Source organism: Roseovarius pelagicus (assembly GCF_025639885.1).
GTDB lineage: Bacteria > Pseudomonadota > Alphaproteobacteria > Rhodobacterales > Rhodobacteraceae > Roseovarius > Roseovarius pelagicus.
Genome location: NZ_CP106738.1, coordinates 1,820,332 through 1,845,801 on the forward strand (window position 1 = coordinate 1,820,332; position 25,470 = coordinate 1,845,801).

Annotated in this window: 20 protein-coding genes and 1 tRNA gene; 10 read left to right on the forward strand and 11 right to left on the reverse strand. The window is 59.7% G+C overall.

Going from position 1 to position 25,470, the window contains the following annotated elements; translation table 11 throughout:
• Positions 1-73: 73 nt before the first annotated feature.
• A complete protein-coding gene (locus N7U68_RS10145) occupies positions 74-742 on the reverse strand; it encodes a YiaD family glycine zipper/OmpA-like lipoprotein (protein WP_165195856.1) in 669 nt (222 codons plus the stop codon).
• A gap of 257 nt (positions 743-999) precedes the next feature.
• Here N7U68_RS10145 and N7U68_RS10150 point away from each other — a divergent pair, with 257 nt between their 5' ends.
• Complete coding sequence (locus tag N7U68_RS10150; protein ID WP_165195854.1) at positions 1,000-1,476, forward strand: hypothetical protein; 477 nt, start codon at positions 1,000-1,002, stop codon at positions 1,474-1,476.
• A 3-nt stretch (positions 1,477-1,479) separates the two neighbouring features.
• Here N7U68_RS10150 and N7U68_RS10155 read toward each other — a convergent pair whose 3' ends face one another.
• Entirely contained in the window at positions 1,480-2,322 is an 843-nt protein-coding gene (locus N7U68_RS10155) for a methylated-DNA--[protein]-cysteine S-methyltransferase (protein WP_165195852.1), read from the reverse strand.
• A 102-nt stretch (positions 2,323-2,424) separates the two neighbouring features.
• Between N7U68_RS10155 and nth the strand changes: the two genes are divergently transcribed.
• Both nth and N7U68_RS10165 read left to right on the forward strand, forming a co-directional pair.
• Positions 2,425-3,069, forward strand: coding sequence for an endonuclease III (nth, locus tag N7U68_RS10160; protein WP_263049030.1), 645 nt, complete (start codon positions 2,425-2,427; stop codon positions 3,067-3,069).
• A complete protein-coding gene (locus N7U68_RS10165) occupies positions 3,066-4,052 on the forward strand; it encodes an adenosine kinase (RefSeq protein ID WP_263049031.1) in 987 nt (328 codons plus the stop codon). The genes nth and N7U68_RS10165 overlap by 4 nt, the downstream gene beginning before the upstream one ends.
• Before the next feature lie 408 nt (positions 4,053-4,460).
• Here N7U68_RS10165 and N7U68_RS10170 read toward each other — a convergent pair whose 3' ends face one another.
• Positions 4,461-5,279, reverse strand: coding sequence for a sulfotransferase family protein (locus N7U68_RS10170; RefSeq protein WP_165195846.1), 819 nt, complete (start codon positions 5,277-5,279; stop codon positions 4,461-4,463).
• Between the two features lie 258 nt (positions 5,280-5,537).
• On the opposite strand from N7U68_RS10170, the gene N7U68_RS10175 reads away from it, so the two are divergent.
• On the forward strand, positions 5,538-7,115 hold the full coding sequence (locus tag N7U68_RS10175; protein WP_263049032.1) for a DUF5928 domain-containing protein: 1,578 nt from the start codon (positions 5,538-5,540) through the stop codon (positions 7,113-7,115).
• A gap of 125 nt (positions 7,116-7,240) precedes the next feature.
• The gene (locus N7U68_RS10180) at positions 7,241-7,624 is read left to right on the forward strand and encodes an HIT domain-containing protein (protein WP_263049033.1); all 384 of its coding nucleotides are present in this window, start codon (positions 7,241-7,243) and stop codon (positions 7,622-7,624) included.
• Positions 7,625-7,680: 56 nt separating this feature from the next.
• Here N7U68_RS10180 and N7U68_RS10185 read toward each other — a convergent pair whose 3' ends face one another.
• The gene (locus N7U68_RS10185) at positions 7,681-8,610 is read right to left on the reverse strand and encodes an ABC transporter ATP-binding protein (protein ID WP_263049034.1); all 930 of its coding nucleotides are present in this window, start codon (positions 8,608-8,610) and stop codon (positions 7,681-7,683) included.
• Positions 8,611-8,684: 74 nt separating this feature from the next.
• Between N7U68_RS10185 and N7U68_RS10190 the strand changes: the two genes are divergently transcribed.
• From N7U68_RS10190 to polA, 3 genes are all read left to right on the forward strand, one after another.
• Complete coding sequence (locus N7U68_RS10190) at positions 8,685-8,864, forward strand: zinc-finger domain-containing protein (RefSeq protein ID WP_165195839.1); 180 nt, start codon at positions 8,685-8,687, stop codon at positions 8,862-8,864.
• A 47-nt stretch (positions 8,865-8,911) separates the two neighbouring features.
• Positions 8,912-9,358, forward strand: a complete 447-nt coding sequence (gene rpiB / locus N7U68_RS10195; RefSeq protein WP_263049035.1) for a ribose 5-phosphate isomerase B — start codon at positions 8,912-8,914, stop codon at positions 9,356-9,358.
• A 100-nt stretch (positions 9,359-9,458) separates the two neighbouring features.
• On the forward strand, positions 9,459-12,254 hold the full coding sequence (polA, locus tag N7U68_RS10200; RefSeq protein ID WP_263049036.1) for a DNA polymerase I: 2,796 nt from the start codon (positions 9,459-9,461) through the stop codon (positions 12,252-12,254).
• A gap of 14 nt (positions 12,255-12,268) precedes the next feature.
• Here the strand turns inward: polA and N7U68_RS10205 are convergent, their stop codons facing one another.
• Positions 12,269-13,387: a CaiB/BaiF CoA transferase family protein gene (locus N7U68_RS10205; RefSeq protein WP_263049037.1), complete on the reverse strand. Its 1,119-nt coding sequence runs from the start codon at positions 13,385-13,387 to the stop codon at positions 12,269-12,271.
• Between the two features lie 131 nt (positions 13,388-13,518).
• Between N7U68_RS10205 and N7U68_RS10210 the strand changes: the two genes are divergently transcribed.
• Entirely contained in the window at positions 13,519-14,460 is a 942-nt protein-coding gene (locus tag N7U68_RS10210; protein ID WP_165195831.1) for a LysR family transcriptional regulator, read from the forward strand.
• A 92-nt stretch (positions 14,461-14,552) separates the two neighbouring features.
• Positions 14,553-15,392, forward strand: a complete 840-nt coding sequence (locus tag N7U68_RS10215; protein WP_263049038.1) for an HTD2 family dehydratase — start codon at positions 14,553-14,555, stop codon at positions 15,390-15,392.
• A 17-nt stretch (positions 15,393-15,409) separates the two neighbouring features.
• On the opposite strand, the gene N7U68_RS10220 is transcribed toward N7U68_RS10215, so the two are convergent.
• From N7U68_RS10220 to N7U68_RS10245, 6 genes are all read right to left on the reverse strand, one after another.
• A complete protein-coding gene (locus N7U68_RS10220) occupies positions 15,410-16,522 on the reverse strand; it encodes a polysaccharide biosynthesis/export family protein (RefSeq protein ID WP_263049039.1) in 1,113 nt (370 codons plus the stop codon).
• A gap of 114 nt (positions 16,523-16,636) precedes the next feature.
• Positions 16,637-18,292 (reverse strand): flavin monoamine oxidase family protein, encoded by a 1,656-nt coding sequence (locus N7U68_RS10225; protein WP_263049040.1) that lies wholly within the window; start codon positions 18,290-18,292, stop codon positions 16,637-16,639.
• Positions 18,289-19,098 (reverse strand): carbon-nitrogen hydrolase family protein, encoded by an 810-nt coding sequence (locus N7U68_RS10230; RefSeq protein ID WP_263049041.1) that lies wholly within the window; start codon positions 19,096-19,098, stop codon positions 18,289-18,291. The genes N7U68_RS10225 and N7U68_RS10230 overlap by 4 nt, the downstream gene beginning before the upstream one ends.
• 71 nt (positions 19,099-19,169) lie before the next feature.
• Positions 19,170-23,132, reverse strand: a complete 3,963-nt coding sequence (locus N7U68_RS10235; RefSeq protein ID WP_263049042.1) for a translocation/assembly module TamB domain-containing protein — start codon at positions 23,130-23,132, stop codon at positions 19,170-19,172.
• Positions 23,129-25,006: an autotransporter assembly complex protein TamA gene (locus N7U68_RS10240; RefSeq protein ID WP_263049043.1), complete on the reverse strand. Its 1,878-nt coding sequence runs from the start codon at positions 25,004-25,006 to the stop codon at positions 23,129-23,131. The genes N7U68_RS10235 and N7U68_RS10240 overlap by 4 nt, the downstream gene beginning before the upstream one ends.
• A 329-nt stretch (positions 25,007-25,335) precedes the next feature.
• A tRNA-Leu gene (locus N7U68_RS10245) sits at positions 25,336-25,421 on the reverse strand.
• Between the last annotated feature and the right edge of the window lie 49 nt (positions 25,422-25,470).

Sequence of the window (25,470 nt, forward strand, 5' to 3'; positions counted from 1 at the left end):
TCACCTCATCGTAACAATGGCCCCTGCCTTCGGGAGGCAGGGGCCATTGTGTGGCATCAAACTGATCAAACGATCACGACGTTGGCAGGATCACGATCTCGACCCGGCGGTTCTGTGCGCGACCCTCGGGCGTCAGGTTGGACCCGATGGGCTGATCCTCGCCACGGCCAAAGGTCTGGATGCGACTAAAGCCGACACCGCCATCCATCAACACGTCGGCGACCGCGTTGGCGCGACGCTCGGACAGGGATTGGTTATAGCCTGCCTCACCAGTGTTGTCGGTGTGGCCGACCACCTGAACCGTGCTGTCCGGGTAGGATTGCAGGCTGTTCGCGACCGTCAGAAGATCGCCACGCAGGCTGGAATTGACGGCGGAGCTGTCCACGGCAAAGAGAATGTCCTGCGGCAGCGTTACGATCAGCCGGTCACCGGTGTTGGTGATCTTGACGCGATCATTTTCCAGATCACGGCGCAATTCTGCCTCTTGCTTGTCCAATGCGTTGCCAATGGCAGCACCGCCCAGCGCGCCGATAGCCCCGCCAATGACGGCACCCTTGCCTTTTTTGTCGCTGGCCACCGCACCTGTCAGTGCGCCAAGGACGCCACCGATCAGCGCGCCGTTTTTGGCCTGTCGATTGGGGTCGGTGCCGCTGCCTTGCAGGTGGTCAGGTTCGGAACAGGCGCTGACCAGCGCGAGCGAGGAAGCGGCCAGGAAAAGAATGGGTTTGGTTGCTCGGATCATTGGGTTGTGCCTCTTGAATTGCACCCGTTGGATCGGGTTGCACTGACTATAGGCGGTGATCCGCAGTTGCCCAAGATGCAAAAGCGGGGAAATCGGCAGCATTTCGCGCAAATGCATCGCCTACGCGGCGCAGAGGACGAAGCCCGCCCACAGAGACGGCAGGCCAGCACATTCGGGGCATTTGTTGCCAAATTGACCTCTTACCCCTACGCTCGGGAGTTCAGACGGACGACGTATTTGAAATTTGGGGGACTGCAATGAAGATCACAATGACACTCGCGGCGCTGGCCGTTGCCGTTGCTGCGCAGGCGCAGGCCGAAGCATTCGACAGCGATGGCGTCGCCTCCGGAGTATCCAAGTCGGAATTGATCGAGTTCGGCCCGGATCACAAAGTGATAAATTCGAGGATCAGCTACAACAAGTTCGAGATGGAAAACAAAACCCATCCGATGAACCAGCTGTCCGGCCCTTGTTTCGGCACGGTCGAAGTGCGCGGCGGTGCCGTTGAGGGCAACGGCGTGTGTGTTCTGGACGGGCTGGAAGGTGATCGCGTTCTACTGGGCTGGGTCGCGCGCCGTATGAATCCCAAAGGAGAGTTGATCGGATATTGGACGGTCAATAACGGAACAGGTATGTGGTTACAGGCCTCTGGTGGCGGGACGTTCAGATCGAACGTCAATCAAGCCAACGGCACTGCAACCAACACGCTGAAAGGGGCCGTCACCTTACGCTAGGAACTATGCCTCGGCGCGCGCGCTTTCCCATGCCAGAATAGAGCGTTTAACCGGCAGCCCCCAATGATATCCACCCAAACCGCCGGATTTACGCAATGCCCGGTGGCAGGGGATCAGCAGGCTGATCGGGTTGCGCCCGACGGCTGTGCCGACGGCACGCACGGCGCGCGGACGACCTATCGCCTCGGCGATTTCGGAATAGGTGGTGACGTGCCCGGACGGGATCTGCATCAGCGCCTCCCAGACCTTGATCTGAAAGGGCGCGCCGATCATGTAGAGCGGCGCAGGTTGTGCCGCATCTGCGCCATAAGCCGCCAAAACCCACGGCCGCAGCATCATCGGATCTTCGATGAACTCGGCCTTGGGCCAGCGTCCCACGAGATCCTCCATCGCGGCCTCTTCGCCTGTTTCAGCGGCGAAACCGATGCCGCAAATGCCGCGCTCCGTTCCCATCACCAGACTGGGGCCGAAAGGACTGTCGAACCAGCCCCAATAGATCGTCAGTCCGTCACCCTTGCGGGCAAATTCCCCGGGGCTCATCGCCTCCCAGCGCAAGAAGAGATCATGCAAACGACCGGTTCCTGACAAGCCCGCCGAATCCGCAGCTTCCAGCGTGGTGAAACGATCCGCCAACAGCGCCTTGGCATGGCCCAGCGTCAGATATTGCTGATATCGCTTGGGCGACACGCCGGCCCATGCCGAAAACAGACGTTGAAAATGGGCCGGGCTCATATTCATCGCGCCCGAAAGCTGATCAAGCGTCATGTCAGTTCCACCGGCGTCGATCAGATCGATCGCCCGGCGCATGACGTGGAAATGATAGCCTTGGTCGGTCTGGTTGGTCATCTGCTGTCGCCTTCTGTTTCTAGGCACTCAAACTAACCGCCAGAAAACAACCATGCGACCCGAATATTGCGCATAGACGTTTTAGCGGGCATAGGATCATGCATGACCAAGCAACTCGACTATCACACCATCCGCGCCATTTTCGAACGTTTCCAGACGGCAGAGCCCGAGCCGAAAGGCGAGTTGGAGCATGTGAACGTCTATACGCTGGTGGTAGCTGTGGCGCTGAGTGCGCAAGCGACAGATGCCGGGGTGAACAAGGCAACACGCGCCTTGTTCCAAGTGGCGGACACGCCGCAGAAGATGCTTGATCTGGGCCTCGATGGTCTGACCGAGCATATCAAGACCATCGGATTGTTTCGCCAGAAGGCAAAGAATGTCATCAAGCTGAGCCAGATACTGGTAGACGAATGCGGCGGCGAAGTACCCAACAGCCGTGCCGCACTGCAATCCTTACCCGGCGTGGGTCGCAAGACTGCGAATGTCGTACTTAACATGTGGTGGGGCATGCCCGCTCAGGCAGTCGATACGCATATCTTCCGCGTCGGCAATCGCACCGGCATCTGCGTCGGCAAGGACGTAGTTGCAGTGGAACGCGCCGTCGAAGACCACATACCGGCGGATTTTCAACATCACGCGCATCACTGGCTGATCCTGCACGGGCGATACCATTGCAAGGCGCGCAAACCGATGTGCGGATCGTGCCTGATCCGCGATCTATGTGAATATGAGGACAAGAATCTATGAGCAAATATCAGGCTGTCGGGATCGGCAACGCAGTGGTCGATGTGATCTGCCAGAGCGACGACGCGTTCCTATCGCGGATGGGCATCGACAAGGGGATCATGCAACTGATCGAGCAGGATCGCGGCGAGGCGCTCTATGGTGCAATGGAAAATCGCCGCCAGATGGCGGGTGGATCGGTCGCCAATACCATCGCCGGACTGGGGGCGCTTGGGCTGGAAACCGGCTTTATCGGGCGGGTCTGCGACGATGAACTGGGTCGGTTCTATGCCAAAGGCATGGCCGATGTGGGCTGCGATTTCGTGAACACGCCCGTTGCGCGCGGCGAATTGCCAACCTCACGGTCGATGATCTTTGTCTCGCCTGACGGCGAACGATCAATGAACACCTATCTCGGCATCTCGACCGAGCTGAGCCCCGAGGATGTCCCCGGCGATGTGGCGGGCGGCGCCGGTTTGCTGTTTCTCGAGGGATATCTTTATGACAAACCGAAGGGCAAGGCCGCCTTTACCGAAGCGGCGCGAGCGTGTCGTGCGGGCGGTGGCATGGCCGGCATTTCGCTAAGCGATCCGTTTTGCGTCGACCGACATCGAAGTGATTTCCGCACTCTGGTGCGCGAACTGGACTATGTGATCGGCAATGAACATGAATGGCGATCCCTCTATGAAACTGACGATCTGGGTGCCGCATTGGAACAGGCCGCCACAGAAAGCGGACTCATCGTGTGTACACGATCTGGCGACGACGTCGTGATCGTTCGCGGGGCCGAAATGGTGCGCGTCGATGTGGATGCGGTCCAACCAGTGGATACAACCGGTGCCGGCGATCAATTCGCCGCCGGGTTTCTCTACGGTCTGGCCACGGGGCAGAGCCTGAAAGTGTCGGGACGCATGGGGTGCATCGCGGCGGCTGAGGTGATCGGCCATTATGGTGCCCGCCCCGAGACCGACGTGAAGGCGATGTTTGCCGCCGAGGGGCTGCTCTGAAGCCCGCTTGCTGACAATCATATGCTGTGCGCTTTGGCGCGCAGCCGGGTCGCCCTCTCTTCGGAAGGATGCTCTAAATTAACGTTACCGGCTCGGACGACGCCAAGGTTGAATTGGGTATTTGTCCCAAGAAAAAGCCAAAGGATAGGACTTGTAGTGCACGTCCCGCCCGCGTTTGACGTAAGGCAGGACGTGACCGAGAAGCGTGCGGTCTTCGCACGGCTTTTCCTTGGGCGGTCATCGGCTCCCCAGCCTGTACCGCCTGATCAGGCTATCACCATTAAGATTAACGTTCGGTTACTGCGGCCTGTTGCCCGTTTTTCTTAGTCAAAGATCGGTCACTGGGGCGCCACACGCATTTTTTTCTTGGTTAAAATACCCAAATCCCGTCGGTCGCCGCGCAGAGCCTCACTCGCCGAGTTTCGCGTGCACCTCGTCCAGATCAATCTCGCCCACGGGCATTTTGTTGGACGGATCGGCAGCATCGTATTTGAACAGTTCAAAATCACGCTTGTAGATTTCATAGACCAGATGCATCGCCAGATCGTCGAAGTAATCCTCGACCGGGTGGGCGCGTTTGGGTCCGTGCCCTTCGCTTTCGTTGAAGCGCGGGATGCTGGACAGATCAACGGCTTGTGGCGTCTTGATCGCGCTCAGCACATCCTGCATTCCGTCGTTGAACGCCTCGGTCCAGAAAATCCGGTCATAGGTGCCGCCGTTCACGATAAAGGTGCTGACGTGGCCTGCCTGCGCAGACCAGTGGATATCGGGCTCCATGGGGCGCCGCCAGCGAATGGTGTCGCGGGCAAAGAGTAGAAAGCGGCGGAAGCTGGCAATCTGGTCAAATTCTTCCTTGCCGTCCTCGCCGCCGACCTCAATGCCGTATTTCTGCACCAGAAGCGGGACCAGCTTGCCGCGGTACCGCTTGCCGTTGCGCTGAATGCCGCAAATCTTGTCAAAGAACGAACTGAGGATGCGGGTATAGGGATTGCGCACACACGTGAACGCATAGGATTGATGCGCCGTCACGTTGGCTGTGATCAGCGGCTGGCTTTCGTCCAGCGCCCATTTATGCAGGCCTGACTTGGCGTCATGGATGTCGCCATCGAAAAATTCACCGTGATCGGAATAATAGAGTATCTGACCGATGGTCGAACATGCGCATTTGGGGACCACCCGATACACAACGCTTTCGCTTTCGGTCATCCATGTACCCGGAAAACCCATGCCTGCCTCTCCAAACCTCAACTGCCCTGTTTAGAGCCTCTTGCGCCTACCGTAACTCTGGAAACGCGGAAAAGGATCTAACCCCTTCTGGGTTGTGGGCGCTTTGCATCAAATCTGCAACACAGATCAAAAGCAAAACGCTTTAGGGTCTATTGGTCATATTCGCGCTAAAAAACCAGATAATGCCTGTTTATTCAACGCTTCATCACGACTATCACTGTAAACAATCACTCTCACAAGGGCTAGTCTGTTTCCCGCATGGCAAAAATCGCCTACATCCTTTTATGCCACAAAGGCCCCGAGGCAATCATCGGGCAGGCAGAGATGCTGACTGCTGCTGGCGATTACATCGCGATCCATTTCGATGGCCGTGCAAAGCCCGAGGATTTTCAGCAAATCAAGGCGGCGCTGGCGGACAATCCCAACGTTACCTTTGCCCGCAAACGCATAAAATGCGGCTGGGGCGAATGGAGTCTGGTGCAGGCGACACTTCTGGCGGTCGAGGCCGCGGTGCAGGCGTTTCCGCGAGCCACGCATTTCTACATGCTATCGGGTGATTGTGCGGCGATCAAATCGGCCCGCTATGCGCATGACTTTCTCGATGCCGAGGACGTGGATTACATCGAGAGTTTCGATTATTTCGACAGTGATTGGATCAAGACCGGGATGAAGGAAGAGCGGCTGATTTATCGCCACTTCTTTAACGAGCGTAAACACAAGTGGTTGTTCGATACATCCTTTCACCTACAGCAGCGGTTTGGCCTGAAACGCGATATTCCGCATGACATTCAGGTTCAGATTGGCAGCCAGTGGTGGTGCCTGCGCCGCCGCACCGTGGAATGGATTCTGGACTTCACCCGCAAGCGGCGTGACGTGATGCGGTTCTTTCGGACCACCTGGATTCCGGACGAGACGTTCTTTCAAACCGTAGTGCGGCATCTGGTGCCGGACAGCGAGATCCGTACGCGCACGCTGACCTTTTTGATGTTCACTGAATACGGGATGCCCCAGACCTTCTATAACGATCACTATGATCTGCTCTTGGGACAGGATTTTCTCTTTGCGCGCAAGATCAGTCCCGAGGCGATTGAGCTGAAACAGCGGCTGGGCGCGCTGTACTCGAACGACAAGGCAGAGTTCAAGATATCGAACGAGGGCACCAGCCTGTTCAAGTTCTTGACAGGCCGCGGCCGGATCGGCCGCCGCTTTGCCAGTCGGTTCTGGGAAACGGAAAGCACACTGGGACGTCAGCGCGAGCTGATGATCGTGATCTGCAAGAAATGGCATGTGGCTAAGCGGCTGCTGGAGCAGATCCGGCAGGTTACCAACGTTCCTGCGATCGAATATCTCTTTAACGAAGAGCATACCGATCTGCCCGATCTGGGAGGCATTCAGACCAGTCTGGGCAAACGGACACGTCACCGCCGGGCGCTGATGCGTATGCTGTTCGACTATTACGAGACCGATCAGATGATTGTCTGCATGGACCCCAGCGCGCTGGACCTGTTGCAGGATTTCGCCAGCGACCGGTCCACGACCCGCATGTTGGAAGTGCAATGTGTGTTCTCGGACGAGTATCTGATCGGGCACGCCATGCGCGTCGGCCTCGCGGGGGAACAGACCAGCGCCGAAACGCTGGAGCGGTTGCTGCCCACTATCCGAGGTGACATGACGTTCGAGAGCGATAAAATTCGCGATGCCGAGTTCGAGCATCACTACATCATCAATGAAGCGCGCGACGCAGAGGAAAACGCCGCGCCATTGTCAAACTTTCTGGACATCTCGCATGACAAGGCGCGTCAGATTGCGCAGTCCGACCACCTGTTTGCCGATTAGCGCCTTTTGATATGAGGCTTATGGCACGATAGTTTGGCCGCGCGCATGAAACGCTTGTGTATTGCGCGGCGTTTCGCGATGTCTGCGACATCGCTTTTGCAACAGAATACGCATTGAGGACGAACATGCCCTACGCCTATGACGACCAGAACATTTTTGCCAAAATCCTGCGCGGCGAAATTCCCAATACAACTGTGCTGGAAACCGAACATACGCTGGCCTTTGAGGATATCGCACCCGAAGCGCCGGTGCATACGTTGGTAATCCCGAAGGGGCCATATGTCACCTATGACCATTTCGCGTCAGAGGCATCGGACGCCGAGATCGTCGATTTCACCCGCGCGATCGCCGAGGTGTGCCGGATCAAGGGCGTGGTTCCCGGCGACGATCAGGGTGGCTACAGGATGATTGCCAATTCCGGTGAGAACGGCGTGCAGGACGTACCGCATCTGCATGTGCATATTCTGGGCGGGCGTAACATGGGTCCGATGATTCCGCTTAAAACCTAAGGCGTGCGCGCAGCACGTGACCTGTCTGTGGCGCGTCAGCCCTCAGGGCGGCACTGTCAGCGGCTGCGCGTCAGTTCCAGAAATACATCCTGTAGGTCGGCCTGTTCGGTGCGCACGTCGCGGATGCGGATACCTGCATCACGCACACTGGCCAGCACCGCCTCGGCGTTGGTCTGGCCCGCGTGATAGGTCAGAGCAATCGCACCGTCAGGGCGCTCAGTCACCTCGATCCCGTCACCGGTGGGCAGTGTATCGGTTGGGCCTTCGGGCACGATGATCATCATGCGCGCATCAAGCCGCGCCAGCAGATTTGCGGTGCTGTCGCGCGCGACGACCTGACCATGATTGATAATCGCGATCTGGTCGCACATCTCCTCGGCCTCTTCGAGGTAATGCGTGGTCAGGATGATGGTCATGCCTTCGGCGTTCAGCCGACGTATGTTTTCCCACAGCATCTGGCGCAGTTCGATATCGACCCCCGCCGTCGGCTCGTCCAGCACCAGCACATGCGGGGCATGGACCAGCGCCTTGCCCAGCAAGAGCCGCCGCCGCATACCGCCTGACAGCGTACGCGCATACGCCTGCGCCTTGTCCTCCAGCCCGATCAGACGCAGAATTTCGTCGCTGCGACGCTGCGATTTCGGCACACCGTACAGACCCGCCTGCACCTCCAGCGCGCCGCGGGGGGTAAAGAACGGATCCAGATTCAACTCTTGCGGCATGACGCCAATGGCAGCGCGGCTCTGGCGCGGATTGACGTCCTGATCAAAGCCCCAGATGTTCACCCTGCCCGCCGTTTTGATCACCAGCCCGGCAAGGATATTGATCAGCGTCGATTTGCCCGCGCCATTCGGTCCGAGCAGACCGAAAACCGACCCGGCAGGAATATCCAGATCGACGCCGCCCAGCGCCTCCTTGCCCGGCGCGCCACGACGCCCGGCATAGGTCTTGCGCAGGCCCCGGATTTCAATCGCGTTCGCGGTCATGGTGCTCTTGCTCCTGCGGTTCGGATCGCTCATAACTGGACCTAGGATATGTGACGGCAAAAGGAAACGCCCGGATGGTAACGCAAGCCCCCGAAACGCGGATTGTGGACAAATACCGTGTCGCCTGTGACGGCAGTGAAGGTGCGTTGGGTCATCCGCGCGTCTGGCTTCAGATCCCGACCGAACTCGGCTGGGTCGAATGCCCCTATTGCGACTGCAAGATCATCCACGAAGATTTCAAGGACAAGGTCTAGGTCCTGCCGGAACCCAGCACGCCGTCTGATTACGAAAGCCCCCCTACATGAGCAGCAACACCCGCGTCGTCCTGTCCAGTGATCACGCAGGCATCGTCCTGCGTCAGGCGGTGGCCGATCATGTTGCCGCGCAGGGCTGGGAGGTCGTCGATATCGGGCCGACCTCATTTGAAAGTACGCATTACCCTCTACACGGGGCGGCCGCGGCACGGCGTGTGGCCTCGGGCGAATGTCGGTTAGGCATTGTTGTATGCGGCACCGGGCAGGGCATTATGATGGCGGCCAACAAGGTGGCGGGCGTACGCTGCGGCGTGTGTTCAGATACGTTTTCGGCCCGGATGATCCGCGAACATAATGATGCCAACATGCTGTCACTGGGCGCGCGCGTTGTGGGCGAAGGGCTAGCACTAGAGATTGTGGACGCCTTTCTGACCGCCCAGTTCGAAGGCGGACGTCATGCGACACGTGTCGACATGATAGAAGCGCCCGAATAGCCAAGCGCCGAACAACGGATGACCGTATGCCTGAAAATGACGGTGGTCCCCTGACGCGCGCCGTGGCAATACGGTCAGGCACACACCGTGGGAGGGATGCATGTCATTCGGAAAAGGCCATCACCTGCACCTGATCGACGGCTCTGCCTTCATCTTTCGCGCGTATCATGCGTTGCCGCCGCTGACGCGCAAATCGGACGGGCTGCCCATCGGCGCGGTCGCCGGGTTCTGCAACATGCTGCAACGCTACATTGATGATAATGCGGGGCCGGATGCGCCAACACATGTGGCAGTGATCTTTGATAAGGGCAGTCACACGTTCCGCAATGACCTTTATCCCGAGTACAAGGCCAACCGCGAGGCAATGCCAGAGGATCTGCGCCCGCAGATGCCGCTGACGCGGCGCGCGACAGAAGCGTTCAACATCGCCTGCAAGGAAATCGAAGGTTATGAGGCAGACGACATCATCGCAACGCTCAGCTGTCAGGCGCGTGACGCCGGCGGGCGGGTGACGATCATCAGCTCGGACAAGGATCTGATGCAGTTGGTTGGCGGCGGCGTCGAGATGCTGGATGCGATGAAGAACAAGCGCATTGATGTGGAGGGCGTCGAAGAAAAGTTTGGCGTTGGCCCCGACCGGGTGGTGGACGTGCAGGCGCTGGCCGGCGATTCGGTCGATAACGTTCCCGGTGCGCCGGGGATCGGGATCAAGACCGCCGCATTGCTGATCAACGAATACGGCGATCTGGACACGTTGCTGGAACGCGCAGGCGAGATCAAACAGCCAAAGCGCCGCGAGACGCTGATCGAGAAGGCCGACCAGATCCGGCTGTCGCGCCAATTGGTGCAGTTGGATTGTGCCACGCCGCTGGATTTCGGGCTCGACGATCTGGAAGTGCGCGACGCGGAGCCGGATGTATTGCTGGCATTTCTGGCCGAGATGGAATTTCGGACGCTGACCAAGCGTGTCGCCGAAGCGATGGACGCAGAACCGCCGGTTATTGCCGACAACCCACAGCAAGGGGCGAAAGAGGCCGCACCCGAATGGCCCGCGATTGCGCCTGAGAGCTATGAAAAGGTTACCGATATGGCCGCGTTACAGGTCTGGATCGACCGGATTATGGCGCGTGGATATGTGGCGGTGGATACCGAGACGACGTCACTCAATGAAATGCAGGCCGATCTGGTCGGAATCAGTCTGGCCGTGGTGCCGGGACAGGCCTGTTACATCCCGTTGTCTCACAAGGAGGGCGGGGCGGATGATCTCTTTGGCTCGGACAAGCTGGCTGAGGACCAGCTAGGTCTGGAGGCCGTGCTGGCGGCACTGAAGCCGCTGCTGGAGGATGCCAGCATCCTCAAGATCGGCCAGAACATGAAATACGACGCCAAGATTTTTGCCGGTCACGGGATCACTGTTGCCCCCGTCGACGACACGATGTTGATGTCTTATGCGCTGAATGCCGGGTTGCACAATCATGGCATGGACACCCTTGCAGATCGCTATCTGGGACATACGCCCATCCCGATCAAATCACTGCTGGGCACCGGTAAATCCGCGATCACCTTTGACCGTGTACCAGTGGACGAGGCGGTGGGTTACGCTGCCGAGGATGCCGACATCACCTTGCGCCTGTGGCACACGTTCAAACCGATGCTGCACCGCGAAGCGGTCACAACTGTCTATGAAACGCTAGAGCGCCCGCTGGTGCCGGTGCTGGCCCAGATGGAGCGCAACGGAATACTGGTGGATCGCGACGTTCTCAGCCGGATGTCCAATGCCTTTGCCCAGAAAATGGCAGGGCTGGAGGCCGAGATACACGAGCTGGCCGGTCGCAGTTTCAACGTCGGATCACCCAAGCAACTGGGGGAAATCCTGTTCGACGAAATGGCGCTGGAAGGCGGCAAAAAGGGCAAAACCGGCGCCTATGCCACTGGTGCGGACGTGCTGGAGGATCTCGCGACCGAGCATGAGTTGCCCGCACGGGTGCTGGACTGGCGACAGTTGAGCAAGCTGAAATCGACCTACACAGACGCGTTGCAGGATCATATCGACCCGGACACTGGGCGCGTGCACACGTCCTATGTCCAGACCGGGGCCAGCACCGGACGGCTGGCATCGACCGATCCCAACTTGCAAAACATTCCGGTGCGCACCGAGGAAGGACGCCGTATTCGCGAGGCGTTCATCGCCCCCGAAGGGCGCACACTGGTCAGTCTCGACTACAGCCAGATCGAGCTGCGCATTCTGGCGCATGTGGCCGATATTGCCGCGCTCAAGGATGCTTTCCGCGACGGTCAGGACATTCACGCCATGACCGCATCAGAGATGTTCGACGTGCCGATGGACGAAATGACACCAGAGGTGCGGCGTCGCGCCAAGGCGATCAACTTTGGCGTCATCTACGGGATTTCCGGCTTTGGCCTTGCGCGAAATCTGCGGATTCCACGGGCCGAGGCGCAGGGGTTCATCGACCGGTATTTCGAGCGGTTCCCCGGTATCCGGACCTATATGGACGCGACGGTGGAATACGCCAAGGAACACGGCCATGTGCAGACCCTCTTTGGCCGCAAGATCCACACGCCCGAGATTGCCGCCAAAGGGCCGCGCGCCGGGTTCGCCAAACGCGCCGCGATCAACGCGCCGATCCAAGGCACCGCTGCCGATGTTATACGCCGTGCAATGATCCGCATGCCTGCCGCGATTGCGGGATTGCCCTGCCGTATGCTGCTACAAGTGCATGACGAATTGCTGTTCGAGGTCGACAAGGGCGCCGTGGACGACGTGATTGCCGCCGCGCGCGAAGTCATGGAGGGAGCATCTGACCCTGCTGTGCGTCTGGATGTGCCGCTGATCGTTGATGCCGGACAAGGAGCCAACTGGGCCGAGGCACACTAGCCTCGACCGCGCGTTCATCCGAATTCGCGCCGGAGTACTGCGCCGTGCTGATCCAACGCGGGGACTGGCCCGTAATCTGCAACGGCCTCTCCTGCCACGGCGGCACCCGAGGCCAGCATCGCCACTGGTCCGCCCGTCAACGGGATATCTGCAAAACGGCTTTGCGGGTGTTCAACCAGATCCTGCATACTGGACAACCGCCCGTAGGCGATCCGCACAGTATCGAGCAGGGCTGCCGTCTCTTCGCGGCTCTGGCCGCCCAGCAAGTCCTGCACCAGAGCATCCACGGCGGGGCGGTTGGCCACGCGGTCGTCATTGGTGGCGAACCCGTCCGCCGAAATATATTCGGGGACGCCAAACGCACGCATCAAGGCTGCCCATTCGCGATCGTTCTGGATGGAGATCAGCAATTCCTGTCCATCGCCGCAGGTGAACAGCCCGTAGGGGGCAATCGTGGGATGGCGCAGCCCCTCGCGGGCTGGCGTCTTGCCACCGTATCGGTGCTGTAAGTAGGGCACGTTCAGCCACTCGGCCATCACTTGATACATTGATACTTCGATATGCCGCCCCCTGCCCGTCAGGCCACGCCCGATGAGCGCCTCCAGGATAGCGGTGTATGCCGTCATGCCAGCGGTAATATCGACAACAGATGTTCCGACACGCGCCGGACCGTGCGGCGTTCCGGTAATACCTGATAAACCGCTTTCGGCCTGAATCAGCAGATCATACGCCTTTTGCCGGGCGCGCGGCCCGGTCCGACCGTAGCCCGAGATAGAGCACCCGATCAACGCAGGGAATTCAGCACATAGATCATCCAGCCCGAATCCCAGCCGCTCCATCACGCCGGGGCCGAGGTTCTGAATCACGATATCCGCGGCCGCAATCATCCGGCGCAATATCGCCTTGTCCGCGTCTGATTTCAGGTCCAGCGCAATCGATTCCTTACCGCCATTCAGCCACACGAAATATGAGCTTTGCCCGGCGACAAGCGAATCGTAGCCTCGGGCGAAATCGCCCTCGGGCCGCTCCACCTTGATCACCCGCGCGCCCGCATCAGCCAGTTTACGCGAGGCAAATGGTGCCGCCACCGCATGTTCGACCGATACGACTGTCAGACCCTTGAGATCCTGCATGTTCACGCGCTCCATTCTCGATCCTTGCACAATGACCCGGTGTGGGTATGTCGGCAAATACCTTGTTTCTCGTGGCGCAATAGGTTCAACCTATACGGACATCAACACAATTGCAGTCAGAGGCCATTGGTATGGATTCACGGCAGCTGAAACATTTTCGCAAAATTATCGAACACGGATCGATGAGCGCCGCCGCGCGCAGTCTGGGGATCGCGCAGCCCTCTTTGTCGCAACTGGTCCGCACCCTTGAGGGCACACTGGGTGTTGAACTGCTGATGCGCTCGGCCCGTGGTGTTCTGGCGACTGAGGCGGGTGAACAGCTATATCACTATGCTTGCCGCATCGAGACGCTGCTGGAGGATGCGCGCAGCGACGTAGTCAACGTTGGTTCGCGCCCCGCGGGACGGGTCACATTCGGTATGCCGCCATCAATCTCGATGGCATTGTCGATCCCGATGGCCGAAACCCTGCGCGTGGAAATGCCCGACATCCAGTTCTGTGCGACCGAGGCGATGAGCGGGCATTTGCGCGAATGGGTGATGAGCGGCGAAATTGACCTGGCGATCCTTTACGACAATGCCGGGCTGGGTGATTGCGTCTCCGAACTCCTGCTGACCGAAGAGTTGTGGGTTTATTCCGCACCCGAGGACTGGCCGTTCGGGACACCACCGGGCGCACCGGTCGACCTACGCGACGTGATCGCGCAGGATCTGGTGCTGCCATCCCGGCGTCATGGGCTGCGCACGTTCATTGATCAGGCGGCGCGCAGTGAACAGGCCGAGCCCTATGTCACCATTGAGATGGATTCATTGCCGCAAATCCTGTCGTTGGTCGCGCGGGGCAGTGCCTATACGATCATTTCGCCCGCCGCCGTGTTCGAGATGGTCAACGAGGGCAAGCTGATCGGAAGCCCGATCCAGAATCCACGCCTGAGCCGCAAGCTATATCTCGTGCGATCCGCCTCTGCCCGGATCACTGCCGCCAGTCGCGCGACAGAGGCGTGCTGCCGCGAGGTGGTCGGTGATCTGGTCACGCGCGGGTTCTGGCAGGCGCAGCTACCACAGGTGGAATAGGCAGACGCTATTACCCCTCCTTCCGCGCAGTTATTGGCCTTGGCCTGCGCGCGAGCCTAGTATCAAGCCGACCGAGACAAGGAGCACCGCCCATGACGATCCAAACCGGCAAACTAACCGATGATGTGCGCGCCGAGTGCGAGGCTGCCATCGGCCGCACCCGCGTCGTTGCTGACAGCATGGCACCTGAACCGGCTGCGAAAATGGCGGTGCTGATGGGATGCGCCGCCCCCGATCTGGCGCTGCCGCCGATGTGGCACTGGATCTATTTCAACATCGGAATCGCAGCCGAACATCAGGGCCGCGATCTGCACGAGGAAACCGGGCGTTTCCTGCCCGCCGCACCCTTTCCGCGCCGGATGTGGGCCGCTGGGGACGTCACGGTGCATGAACCGCTGAGGATCGGCATGCCCGCCGAGCGGCGCAGCAAAGTGACCGATGTGACATTCAAAGAGGGTAAATCGGGGGCGATGTGCTTTGTCACGATCACGCACAAGATCAGTCAGGACGACGCGCTGGCCATCGAGGAAAAACAGACTGTCGTTTACCGGGATCGCGGGGCACCCGATCCGGGTCTGCGTGGTCCGGGTGATCCGGTGCCCGATGGGTATATGCTTCACACCGAAAGCCAGCTCTACTTTTATTCCGCCGTCACCCATAACGGCCATCGCATTCACTGGGACCGCGACTTTTGCAGGGTCGAAGAAGGCTATCCCGACCTCGTGGTGCATGGCCCGCTGATGGCAACCAGGTTGTGCATGCAGATGCACGAGGGCAGCTATCCCTACCGTTTCAGGTTCCGGGCGCAAGCGCCGGTATTCCTGACGACGCCAGTGCGGTACCTGCCGGGCGAGGCGGGAACCCCGCGCGAGGGTCGCATCGAACGGTCTGATGGTGTCACGTCAATGAGCGGAACACTGACGACGCCTTGAGCAAAGCCACACTTTGGTTACCAGTCGTCCACGACCCGCGTGATACCCACGGCGCTGCCGATCAGACCAAGGATGGTGCGCACGTTGGTTACCGGCGATTCCGTCGCAATAATCGTGTCACCGGGATGTATCTGGAACTGCCGCGCCGCAAAGAGGCCATCGGCGCTGGTGAGGTCGATGGTAAAGACGACCTGTGACCGCGTCGGCCCGTGAACGCCGTTGGCAACCTGTTTCGCGTGATAATCACGCAGCACCAGCACGCCCTTGGGATCGGCCCGCGTATCGGCCAGCCCGCCCATCTCCGAGAGCGCCTCCATCGCGGTCATCCGGTCTTTTTCAAAGTAGATCACTCGTTCACTGCCCGCCGCACCCAGCGCATTGAAACTGCGGGTATCCTCGACCACCGTAATCTGATCGCCGCCGCGCACCAGCGCATTGGCCGATGCCGTGGCCAGCAATCGTTCGGCGCGAATTTCATAGGTGTGCGAGCCTCGAATCAGGCGCACCAGAGGATGCCGTAGATCGCTGTCGATCCCGCCGCCCTGCGCCAGAACGCTGAGGATGCCGGTATCACGGTTTTCCAGCGTGTAGCGTCCTGGCGAACCCACACCACTGACCAGATCGACGGCATTGTTGCGCCCCGATGCCACGTTCAACTGCACCTGCGCAGAGGCCGATATATCAGCCAGCCGTTCCTGTATGCGATCGCGCGCCTGATCGGGCGTCAGACCGCGCACAAGAACTTTGCCCACATAGGGCATAAAAATCTCACCCGTTGCGGAAACCGTCATCTTGGGCAGCGCCGTGTTCCGGCCCCCGGTCCCGATCAGAAGCGAATTTTCGTCCGCGTCCCAGACATAGATATCCAGCGTATCGCCGGTACGGATGATCGCGGAATCAGGGCCACGCCCTGCCTTGAGCCAGTGATAGCCACCCGCCCATCCGGTCATCGGCCATGACTTGATTTGCACCATCGCGGCACGGGTGACAGGCACCACGGCAAAGGTGGGGTCCGGCGCGTCCTTTTCCGTTAATATCTCCGATTGAAGGGCTGCCCCGCGCGGCAGACTGCATGCGGCCAACAGCACGCTCATACCAAGAATGGCAAGCAATCGCAGGAGCGCAGGCACAGGCGAATTTCCCCAAGTCAAAACAACCTTGAGTCAGATAGCCTATACAGCGTCCGAATCACAAATGAAAAATCTTAATAACCTGAGTGTGTTGCAGGTCCCTCTTGCAGCGCGTCAATCGCCCAGATCAATCGGACCCATCTGTGGATAAGCCTCGCCCGGCCCCGGATTGCTGGGGTGGGACTGCCCGCCAAAGTGGTGCATCACGCCCCAGACTGCATTCAGGGCTGTCTGTACCGCGCCCTCGACCCATGCCGGCGTCCAGCTGATCCCATCCCCGGCGAGGAAAAGGCCGCGCTGTTCGGCTGGCATGTCATCTTGCATGAAATGGCCGTACATCCGGTGATTATAGCGATAGTGACCGGGCAGCGCGCCCTTGAAAGCCCCAAGGAAATTCGGGTCATTTTCCCAACTCACGGTGATCGGATTGCCGATAATGTGCCTGCCGATATCGACCCCCGGATAGATTTTCGACAGGGCAGCCAGTGCCAGATCAACCCGCTGTTCGACCGGCAAAGGCGCCATTTTCAGCGCGTCCGACATCCACGAATAAGTCAGGCAGATCACGGCAGGCTTGTCCGGGCCATTCTCGAACAGATACGTCCCCCGCGTCATCCGGTCGGTCAGTGTGACGCTCATAGTCTCGCGGTTCGTCTGCGGATCGCGGTCGCGCCAGAACGGGCGGTCGACCATCACAAAGGTTTTGGACGATTGCATGTAGCGGGTACGATCCAGCGCCATCCACATGTCCTGACTCAGCAGACGTTCATCCACATCCATCGCCGTGGTCAGCAGCCAGCTTTGGCAGGTAGCGACGACAGCGCCATAGCGTTTTGTGCGACCCCAGCGATCGGTGACCTCGAAATCACCCTCTCCGTCACGATGGATGCGCACGACACCCGGCAGCGGCGCGCCGCTGTGGAGTTTCTCCAGCGTGGTGCCCTGCGGCCAGTGCACGATACGTTCCGGCGCATGCGACCACAGCCCGCGCGGTACGCTTTCTACCCCACCGACCATATAGCGTTGATCGTCGTCCAGACGCAGCGCGTTCACCCGCAGGATTTCCAGCATCGAGTTGGGAAAGTCGCTGTCCCAGCCACCAGTGCCAAAGCCCACCTGACCGAATACTTCACGGTGACGAAAGCTCAGTTTCCTGAACGCATCGGATTGGGCGACAAAATCGTAAAAGCTGCGCTCATCCCAGCCTTTGACGATCGGATTCCAGATTTCTTTGACGGCATTTGCATCACGCCGCCCGATCGCCGCCTGAAGGTCCGAGAAACGCGCGCCGTCCTCCAGCGCCTGATCGTAGGCGTCGGCCACTTCGCGAAAGAGGGCCGGCAGATCATCCAGACTTTCAGCATAAAGCGGCTTGCCCTCAAGGTCGATCACGGTCGACCCCGCCGCCGCGCTCAGCGGGTTGGGAAACGGACGTGACTGTACGCCAAGCTTGTCCACGTAGTGATAAAATCCCGTGGACGAGATCGGAAAGCGCATACCGCCCAATTCGGCGATCACGTCCTCTGTGCCCTCGAACGTTTCGGACCGCAGACGACCGCCGAATTTGCCGGATTCGTAGATCACCGGCTTCAGCCCCAGCTTCATCAGTTCATAGGCTGTCACCACCCCGGCCATGCCTGCTCCGATAACCGCGACTTCCTGACCATGCTGATCTGCGGGGACCTGCCCCAGACCGTCTGGGTGGGTGATCCAGTCGTCAAAGGCGAACGTGAAATCCGGGCCAAAGGCGGTGATGGGCGCGTCGGTCATGTTTCTCTCGCGGGTTGGGGCATCGTCAATGCGGCATATAAATCAGGGCGTCTGTCTGCCAGATGTGCCCCTTCGTGGGCGCGTCTATCGGGCAATTCGGCCATGATCAACACCGGGTCACGCGGCAAGGCGCGGGCCAGATCGCGCCCACCCGGATCGACGATACAAGATCTGCCACAATAGATGAAATCCCCCTCTTCGCCGATGTAATTGGCATAAGCGATGGCAATGCCGTTTTCCTCGGCTCGGGCCGGCACGATGCGCGTGCAAACGCTATCGTAGGGAACCATATTAGCCGTCGGAGTGATCACCAGATCAGCGCCGGCCAATGCGTAGGCGCGTACCAGTTCGGGGAACTCAATGTCATAGCAGATTGCCAAGGCGATACGCAGACCGCCCAGTGATACCACCTCTGACAATGTGGCACCGGCGGTGAACTGCATGCGATCCACATCCCCATATAGATGCGTTTTTCGATAGGTCGTCAGCGCCGTGCCGTCGGCGGTCACCAGTTGCACGCTGTTGTAAACCGCGCCGTCCCCGCCGCGTTCGGGGAACCCGTATGCGATGGCGATCTTATTGGCGCGGCATATATCGGCGATAGCGGTATAATAGGCCCCGTCCGCCGGTTCCGCCAGTGCTGCTACGACATCAGGTCCCAGCGCATAGCCGGTCACAGCCATCTCCGGCGTCACTAATACGGTCGCTCCGTCCTTTGCCGCGTATGCTGCGGCATCGGCGATCTGCAACAGGCCGCGTTCGGGGTCGGCGGGCGGTGGTGGGCATTGCAACAGGGCGATTTTCATGGGGCTGCTCCATCATTTCGCTCAGGTTGCCATGCTTTGTGCCGTGGTGCCACAGAGGTGTCAGCGCGAAATCAGTAATCTTTCTGGAAAAAGATGCCCAGCTTACTTTCGTTTTCACTATCGACAGAACCACTCGCTGTCACCGAGGGGCTGAGATCAATGTTCAGGGATACTTCGCCTCCACCACCGCTGGAGGTGGTCACGTCAGTATAAACCTTCTCTGAAATATATTTCCCGACCCGCAATCCCGTGTTGCCCTCTTCGTCCGTCGTGATGTCCAGATCATCCACGCCGATCTTGCGGCGAATAGTACCGACCAGACCCTCGCCCCCCTTACCGGCGAGCGTAGCAACGGCGCTGGCCAGTTGTGCGGCTTGCAATGGGGACAGCTGTGTCAGATCACGCCGGAAGAAAATCTGCGACAGCACCTCGTCTTGTGGCGCATCAGGCACCGCACCGAAACGCACCTCGGGCGAGGATGCAGGACCCTCGATGGTCACGCTGGCGGTGCCTTCGCCAGTCTCTGTTCGAGCAACGAACACCAGATAGGGATCGAAATCCCCCTGCAACAACACGCGGCCTTCATCCAGGTCAAATCGTTTTTCCAGCACATCAAGCCGTCCCCGGATCAGATCGAAGCGTCCGGCCGAAATGATATCGGAGGTGGTGCCTGTTAGGCGCAATTCTCCGCCCAGTTCTGCGTCCAGACCACGCCCGCGCACATAGATACGCGACGGTGCAGAAATCGTTACGTCCAGCGGATAGCCCGGTCCTGAAGCACCTGCATCGCCACCCGAACCCGGCCCGACGCCCGCACGCTTTTGGGTATCGCGGACAGCGGCGGATGTATTCACATGGGTAATCGGCGGCAGCGATCCGAAACTGGTGATGCCTGTCGAGGGAATGCTGATACTGGTTTTGCCCAAGCTCAGCCGCCCAGCGATGCGTGCCCCCCCCAAAAGCGGGCCGTTGATCCCCAGACTACCGGATATCCGCGTGTGATAGATCAGTGCATCGGTCACGACCACCTCGGCCAATGACACCTTTAGATCAGCGGGCATCGCCCCGGACAGTTGCACAGGTCCGCTGACAGACAGCCGCCCACCATTCGAGACATTGGCGCTGAGCGACAGATTTGCGCGGCCATTGGTGATGTCTGCACGCGCGTCGATCCCTGTTAAGGCGACCAGCAGCTTGGGCGCTGAGAACCGCGCACCGGTGGTACTGATCGTGCCGGAGAGCGCGCCAAGCGTCGGCGCACCGTTCAGCGCCAGATCAAAGTTTGCCTGCCCCTGCAGGCTGCGGGGACGCAGGAATGGTTCACTCAGACCCAATGGTGCGGAACCTCGGGCGGTCAGGTTCATCTGGTCGCCACTGGCAATGGTGCCCGCGATCTTGGCATTGGTGCCGCCCGGTCCGGTCAGTGCGGTGTCGATCTGCCACGCGCCTGCGGCCTGTTGCGCCGTTCCATCGAGGGTGAGCGCGCCACCAATTTCGGGAACAAAGGAACGTATATCAGGCAAGCGCGCTGTGTAGCGAAAGGCAGGCGCATCACCTGTCACGGTCCCTTCGACATCGGCCACAATACCGTAGGGTCCGCGAAGATCGGTATCAATCAACCAACCCTGCGACGCCTCTACCAACGTTCCGGTTACGGCGAGTGGACCGGAATACGCCGGCACCAGAGGACGCACATCCGGCAGCTTGGCATCAAAGCGAATGTTTCGCCCGTCGCCAGTTATGCGCCCGGCGACGTCGGCTGTCAGGCTATAAGGTCCGTTGAGATCCGTGTCGATCAGCCATCCCTCCGAGGCCTGTTGCAATGTTCCCGTCATCGCGAGCGGGCCGGTGTAGGCAGGCACGATCGGGCGAATATCGGGCAACCGTGCGTCGTAGCGAAAGTTCGGGTTCTCGCCGGTTAGGCGTCCATCCACCTCGGCCGTTAGCCCATATGGTCCGCTGAGATCGGTATCAATCAACCAGCCCTCGGGCGACTGTGCTAACGTCCCGTTGAGTGCGACAGCACCGGAATACGCGGGCACCAGCGGGCGGATATCTGGCAGCCCCGCATCGAATCGGATGCGAGCATTCGGTCCTGTCACCAGCCCGGCAATTTTGGCGCGCGCGTCCAACGGTCCCGCCGCCGTCAGATCGACACGCCAACCCACTGCATCCTTCACTGCTTTGCCATGTGCGGTCAGCGGACCGGGCAACCGTGGGTCGATCTGCGAAAACTCGGCGATGCGCAACGCATAAGACGCCTCGGACGCTTCGGATGCAAAGGTGCCGGTCGCCGACAGCGTCATCTGGTCGTTGACGATCTCGGCACGCTCCAACGTGATCCCTAGAGTGTTGCGGCGCGCCACGATGTCGAGCTCCGTCTGTCCCCGCAGCAACGGATCAACCTGTGGCTGGCCCAATGCCAGGTCGGTCGAGGTGCCGGACACGGCCATGTCGAACTGCCCGCCCAGCGCGGTGGTGCCCGTCAATGACACCTCTGCCGCACCGGTTAAGGGTTGCCCCACCAGTTTCGAGAATTTTGACAAATCGCTGGTGGTCAGCTTGGCTTGTAAATCGGTCTCGAACCCGCTTTTCAGTGTGTCGACCTCTGCCGCACCGGTCAGTTGCGCAGATGGGCTCCGCAAATCGAGGTCGCTCAGCACCAACGGCTCATCCTCGGTGTAATCCATGCGGAATGTTCCGACCAGACTGCTGCCCACTGCCTCGGCCAGTGCGGGATCGGCGAACGACAGCTCCTCTGCCGCAAAGCGCACATCGGCGGTCACGCGGCCCAGCGTGCCAACATCCCCCTCCAGAACGCCGCCCGCGCTGAGCTGCAACGCACCGATGCCAATTCCCGCCCGAGCAAGCTCGGAAATATCAAAGCGCGCTGTCCATTCATTGGATTGATCGGCGGAATAGGTGATGTTCAGTGCGGCACGGCTGACTTTGGTCTGCGGTCCGGTGATCGGCAGTATCACAGGCCCACGCCCACCCAATTCCGCCTCTAGTGCGATCTGGGTTGGCCATTGGTCCGCATTGAGCGTGATAGCGCCCGACAGCGCCAGTTCCTGCGCCTTCAGAGTCAGTTCACTGACTTCCAACGCCCCGTCCGGTTCTCGCTGACCCGCGACGCGCAGAGACACTTCGTCACCAAAGAAGCGGTGGTATCTGGGTGCAAAAAGAGGCGTCACATCGCCGCCAAGCTCCGCCGAAAACCGGCGCGCCGGATCATCGCCGCCAGCGCGGGCTTTGACTGCGCCCAGCGTTACCTTGCCAGTCAAACGCTCCTGACCGTCGGTCTTTAGCGCGATATCGCTGGTAAATTCGTCCAGCGGCCCGTTACCCGCGATGGTCAAATCTACGCTGGGTTGGCCCGGCAGATCGAGCAACTTAACCGCGATCCCGTCTTCTGCCTCGCCCAGAGCGAGGTCTAGGCCCAACATCTGGGTCGCTTCAACAAAGCTGGCCTTAATGTGAAATGTCCCGCGCTTGTCATCCACCCGCCGGGCCGTGATGTCCACCGATGCGTCACCCCCAGCCAATGCCGCCGACCCTTTGAGGCTCAGGCGCAGTTCTTCGCCCAATATCGGCGCTCCAATCGTGATCTGGTCCACCTTGAGCGTATCCAAATTGATTGCAACCGGAAGTTCGGGCAGTGAAAACGGAGCGGCCTCCGGGGCGGGCAGTCCATCATCCTGTTCCTTGGGGGCACGGGCCAGCGTGATCGTTTTGGCGCTTAGGGTCTGCACGTCGAATTCCCCGCGCAACAAGGCAGAGCGGGTCCATTGCAATGTAAGATCCGTCAGCGTCAGCCAGACGCCCTCTTTGTCCGCGACGGTTATCTTGTCGATCGTCGCTTCGCTGCTCAGTGCGCCTTCGAAACCTGTGATATCGACCACACGTCCTTCACCACCCAGACTGTCCTGTAACAGTCGGGTCAGGTATCCTTTGTCATCGTCGCTATCCTGCGCGGACAGAATACCCGGCACGCACAACACCAGCGCGATCAGTATGTAACGCAGCCAGATCAAAACGCTTGTCCTATTCCAACGTAAATCTCAAAGCCCGAGTTGCTGCCCGGCCCGTCCACCGGCACCGCTACATCCAGTCGCACCGGACCTATCCCCGTGTCATAGCGAATGCCGAGGCCAGCACCGCTTTGCCACTTGCCAGAGCTGCCATCGGGGAAGCCTTCGGCACCGATGTATCCGGTGTCATAGAACCCGACGAGGCTTAGCTTGTCGGTTGTCTGCACACGAACCTCGCCCGACAACCCGAGGAAAGACCGCCCGCCCGTCTCTTGGCCTCCGCCAAGTGTGACACCCAACGACTGATAACTCTGGCCCCGGACTGTACCGCCGCCGCCAGAATAATAGAGGAAATCCGCAGGGGCCTGCGCCAAGTTCGGCCCGATCAACGACCCCACCTGTCCGCGCACAGCAAATGTCAGACGTTTTTGTTCACCGGCGCTGTAATATGCACGCATATCCAGCTTGCTTCGCAAACCATCCTCGGTGCCAAAGAGGTTGACGAAGGGCATTGTGTTGGCCTCAACGAAATAGCCCGATTTTGCGTTAAGAGGATCATCGCGGTAGTCATACTTCGCGCTCAGCGGCAGCGTCAGGATCGAGTAGGATCGCGCACCGAACGCATCCACCGTATCCGAAAGCCGGTACCCCAGACCGTACGAAAATTCGCGATGCTCGGATGCGTAGTGTGTGATGCCGGTTTCCAACGCAAATGTCGTGGCGTTGAACGCCGCTTCGTCCAGTTCTTCGAATTCGAACTCAAGATAAAAATCCATATCCGAATGGAAGGTCGCAGGCCGTTCGAACCGTGCGCCAAGTCGGTAATCTATCCCGCCCGTGTCGCCACCGATCCCGCTGACTTCGCCATCCAGCCGGAACCGTTCTGCCCCGCCAAAGACATTGCGATGCATCCACATCGCCGACATACCCAACCCTTCAAGCGAAGAAAGCTCTGCACCAAAGCGGAATCGGCGCGGCGGTGCCTCTGTGATCTGTGCGGTGACATCAAGAGTGTCACCCGGCCCGACCTCGTCAGCCTCGCGCAGGGTCGCGACGCTGAATGCGCCGCTGCGGCGCAAGCGTTCGGTGGCTTGTTCCAGTGTCTTGGGGGAATAGATCTGGCCCTTTGGCAAACCTGCGATCTCTTTGATCCGCTTGGTGCGCACGTCTTCGTTGCCCGTGACCAACAGATCGCCAAAACGCAGCAGCGGGCCCGGCTCCAGCATGATCGCCGCGTTGATCCGGGCTTGCTCGTGACGGGCTGTGATCTGTTGCGCGCCAACCGTTGCCTTGGCATGTCCAACCGCGCGCCAACTGTCTACACCCGCCTCGGCGGCGTCCTTTAGCAAATCGACGCCGGCCACCTGTCCGGGCACGAACCCCTCCGGCAATTCGGTACGAGGCGCTAACGGAGCAACACGTAACTCACCAAAACGAAACAGCGGGCCGGGGTCGACCCGGATCACCGCCCGCCGCACGTCGCCCAACGGCGCGACCGGTGACACCGCCGCCGCCTCGCGCCCGTCGAGCGTGATATTGATCACCGGCGCATAATAGGCCTGTTCATACAGTGCGGTCAGGATGCGCTGATAATCTGCGCGCGCTGCGGCCACTACATCCTGCGTGGCGATATCCTTGCGCGCCTGCAACGTCATTAATAGCGAAGCAGCACCCAGTGTCTCGTTCAGGGCAGCATTCTCGCGGGGGGTGGATATCTGAACCTCAAGCGCCGATGCCCCCGAAGGCATGCCCACGGACCCGACCACAAGCATCAGAACACAGAGCAAATGTCGGTACACTTTTCGGCGCGCTTCTCGGCGTATGTCGGGCACGTTTCCGTCCTGTTCCGTGTCATCAAGGATGAGCGATTTTTCCATGAGGGCGACGCCGTATGACCAACGCCAATGCCCCATACTTACTAAAGGTGAGTCTAGGGCCATGCGCAGGTAAATCAAACCGTCCTTTTGCCCTCAATTACCTTGATCAGCGACTTTCCGACCATATCCGGCACGCGCACTCCGCAAGAATGTAAAATGACATGCGTTTTGCCCGTGATGAGGTCTGTTTGATGTTGAAAATCGACACTCCGATCGCCGCAGCGTCCCAGCGCATCAGTAATGCAAACGCCCCTACCGCCGCTGTGAAATGACTGTCGCCCAGCGCAACCCGGTGCATGTGGTCGGCCTTTCGCTGCGCGAAAGTCCTTTGGTGCGGTCGGAGAGACTCGAACTCTCACGGGTGTTACCCCACAGCGACCTCAACGCTGCGCGTCTACCATTCCGCCACGACCGCAATCCGTGATGGTCAGAGGCGTTTAGCCGACCGCACGCGGTTTGTGAAG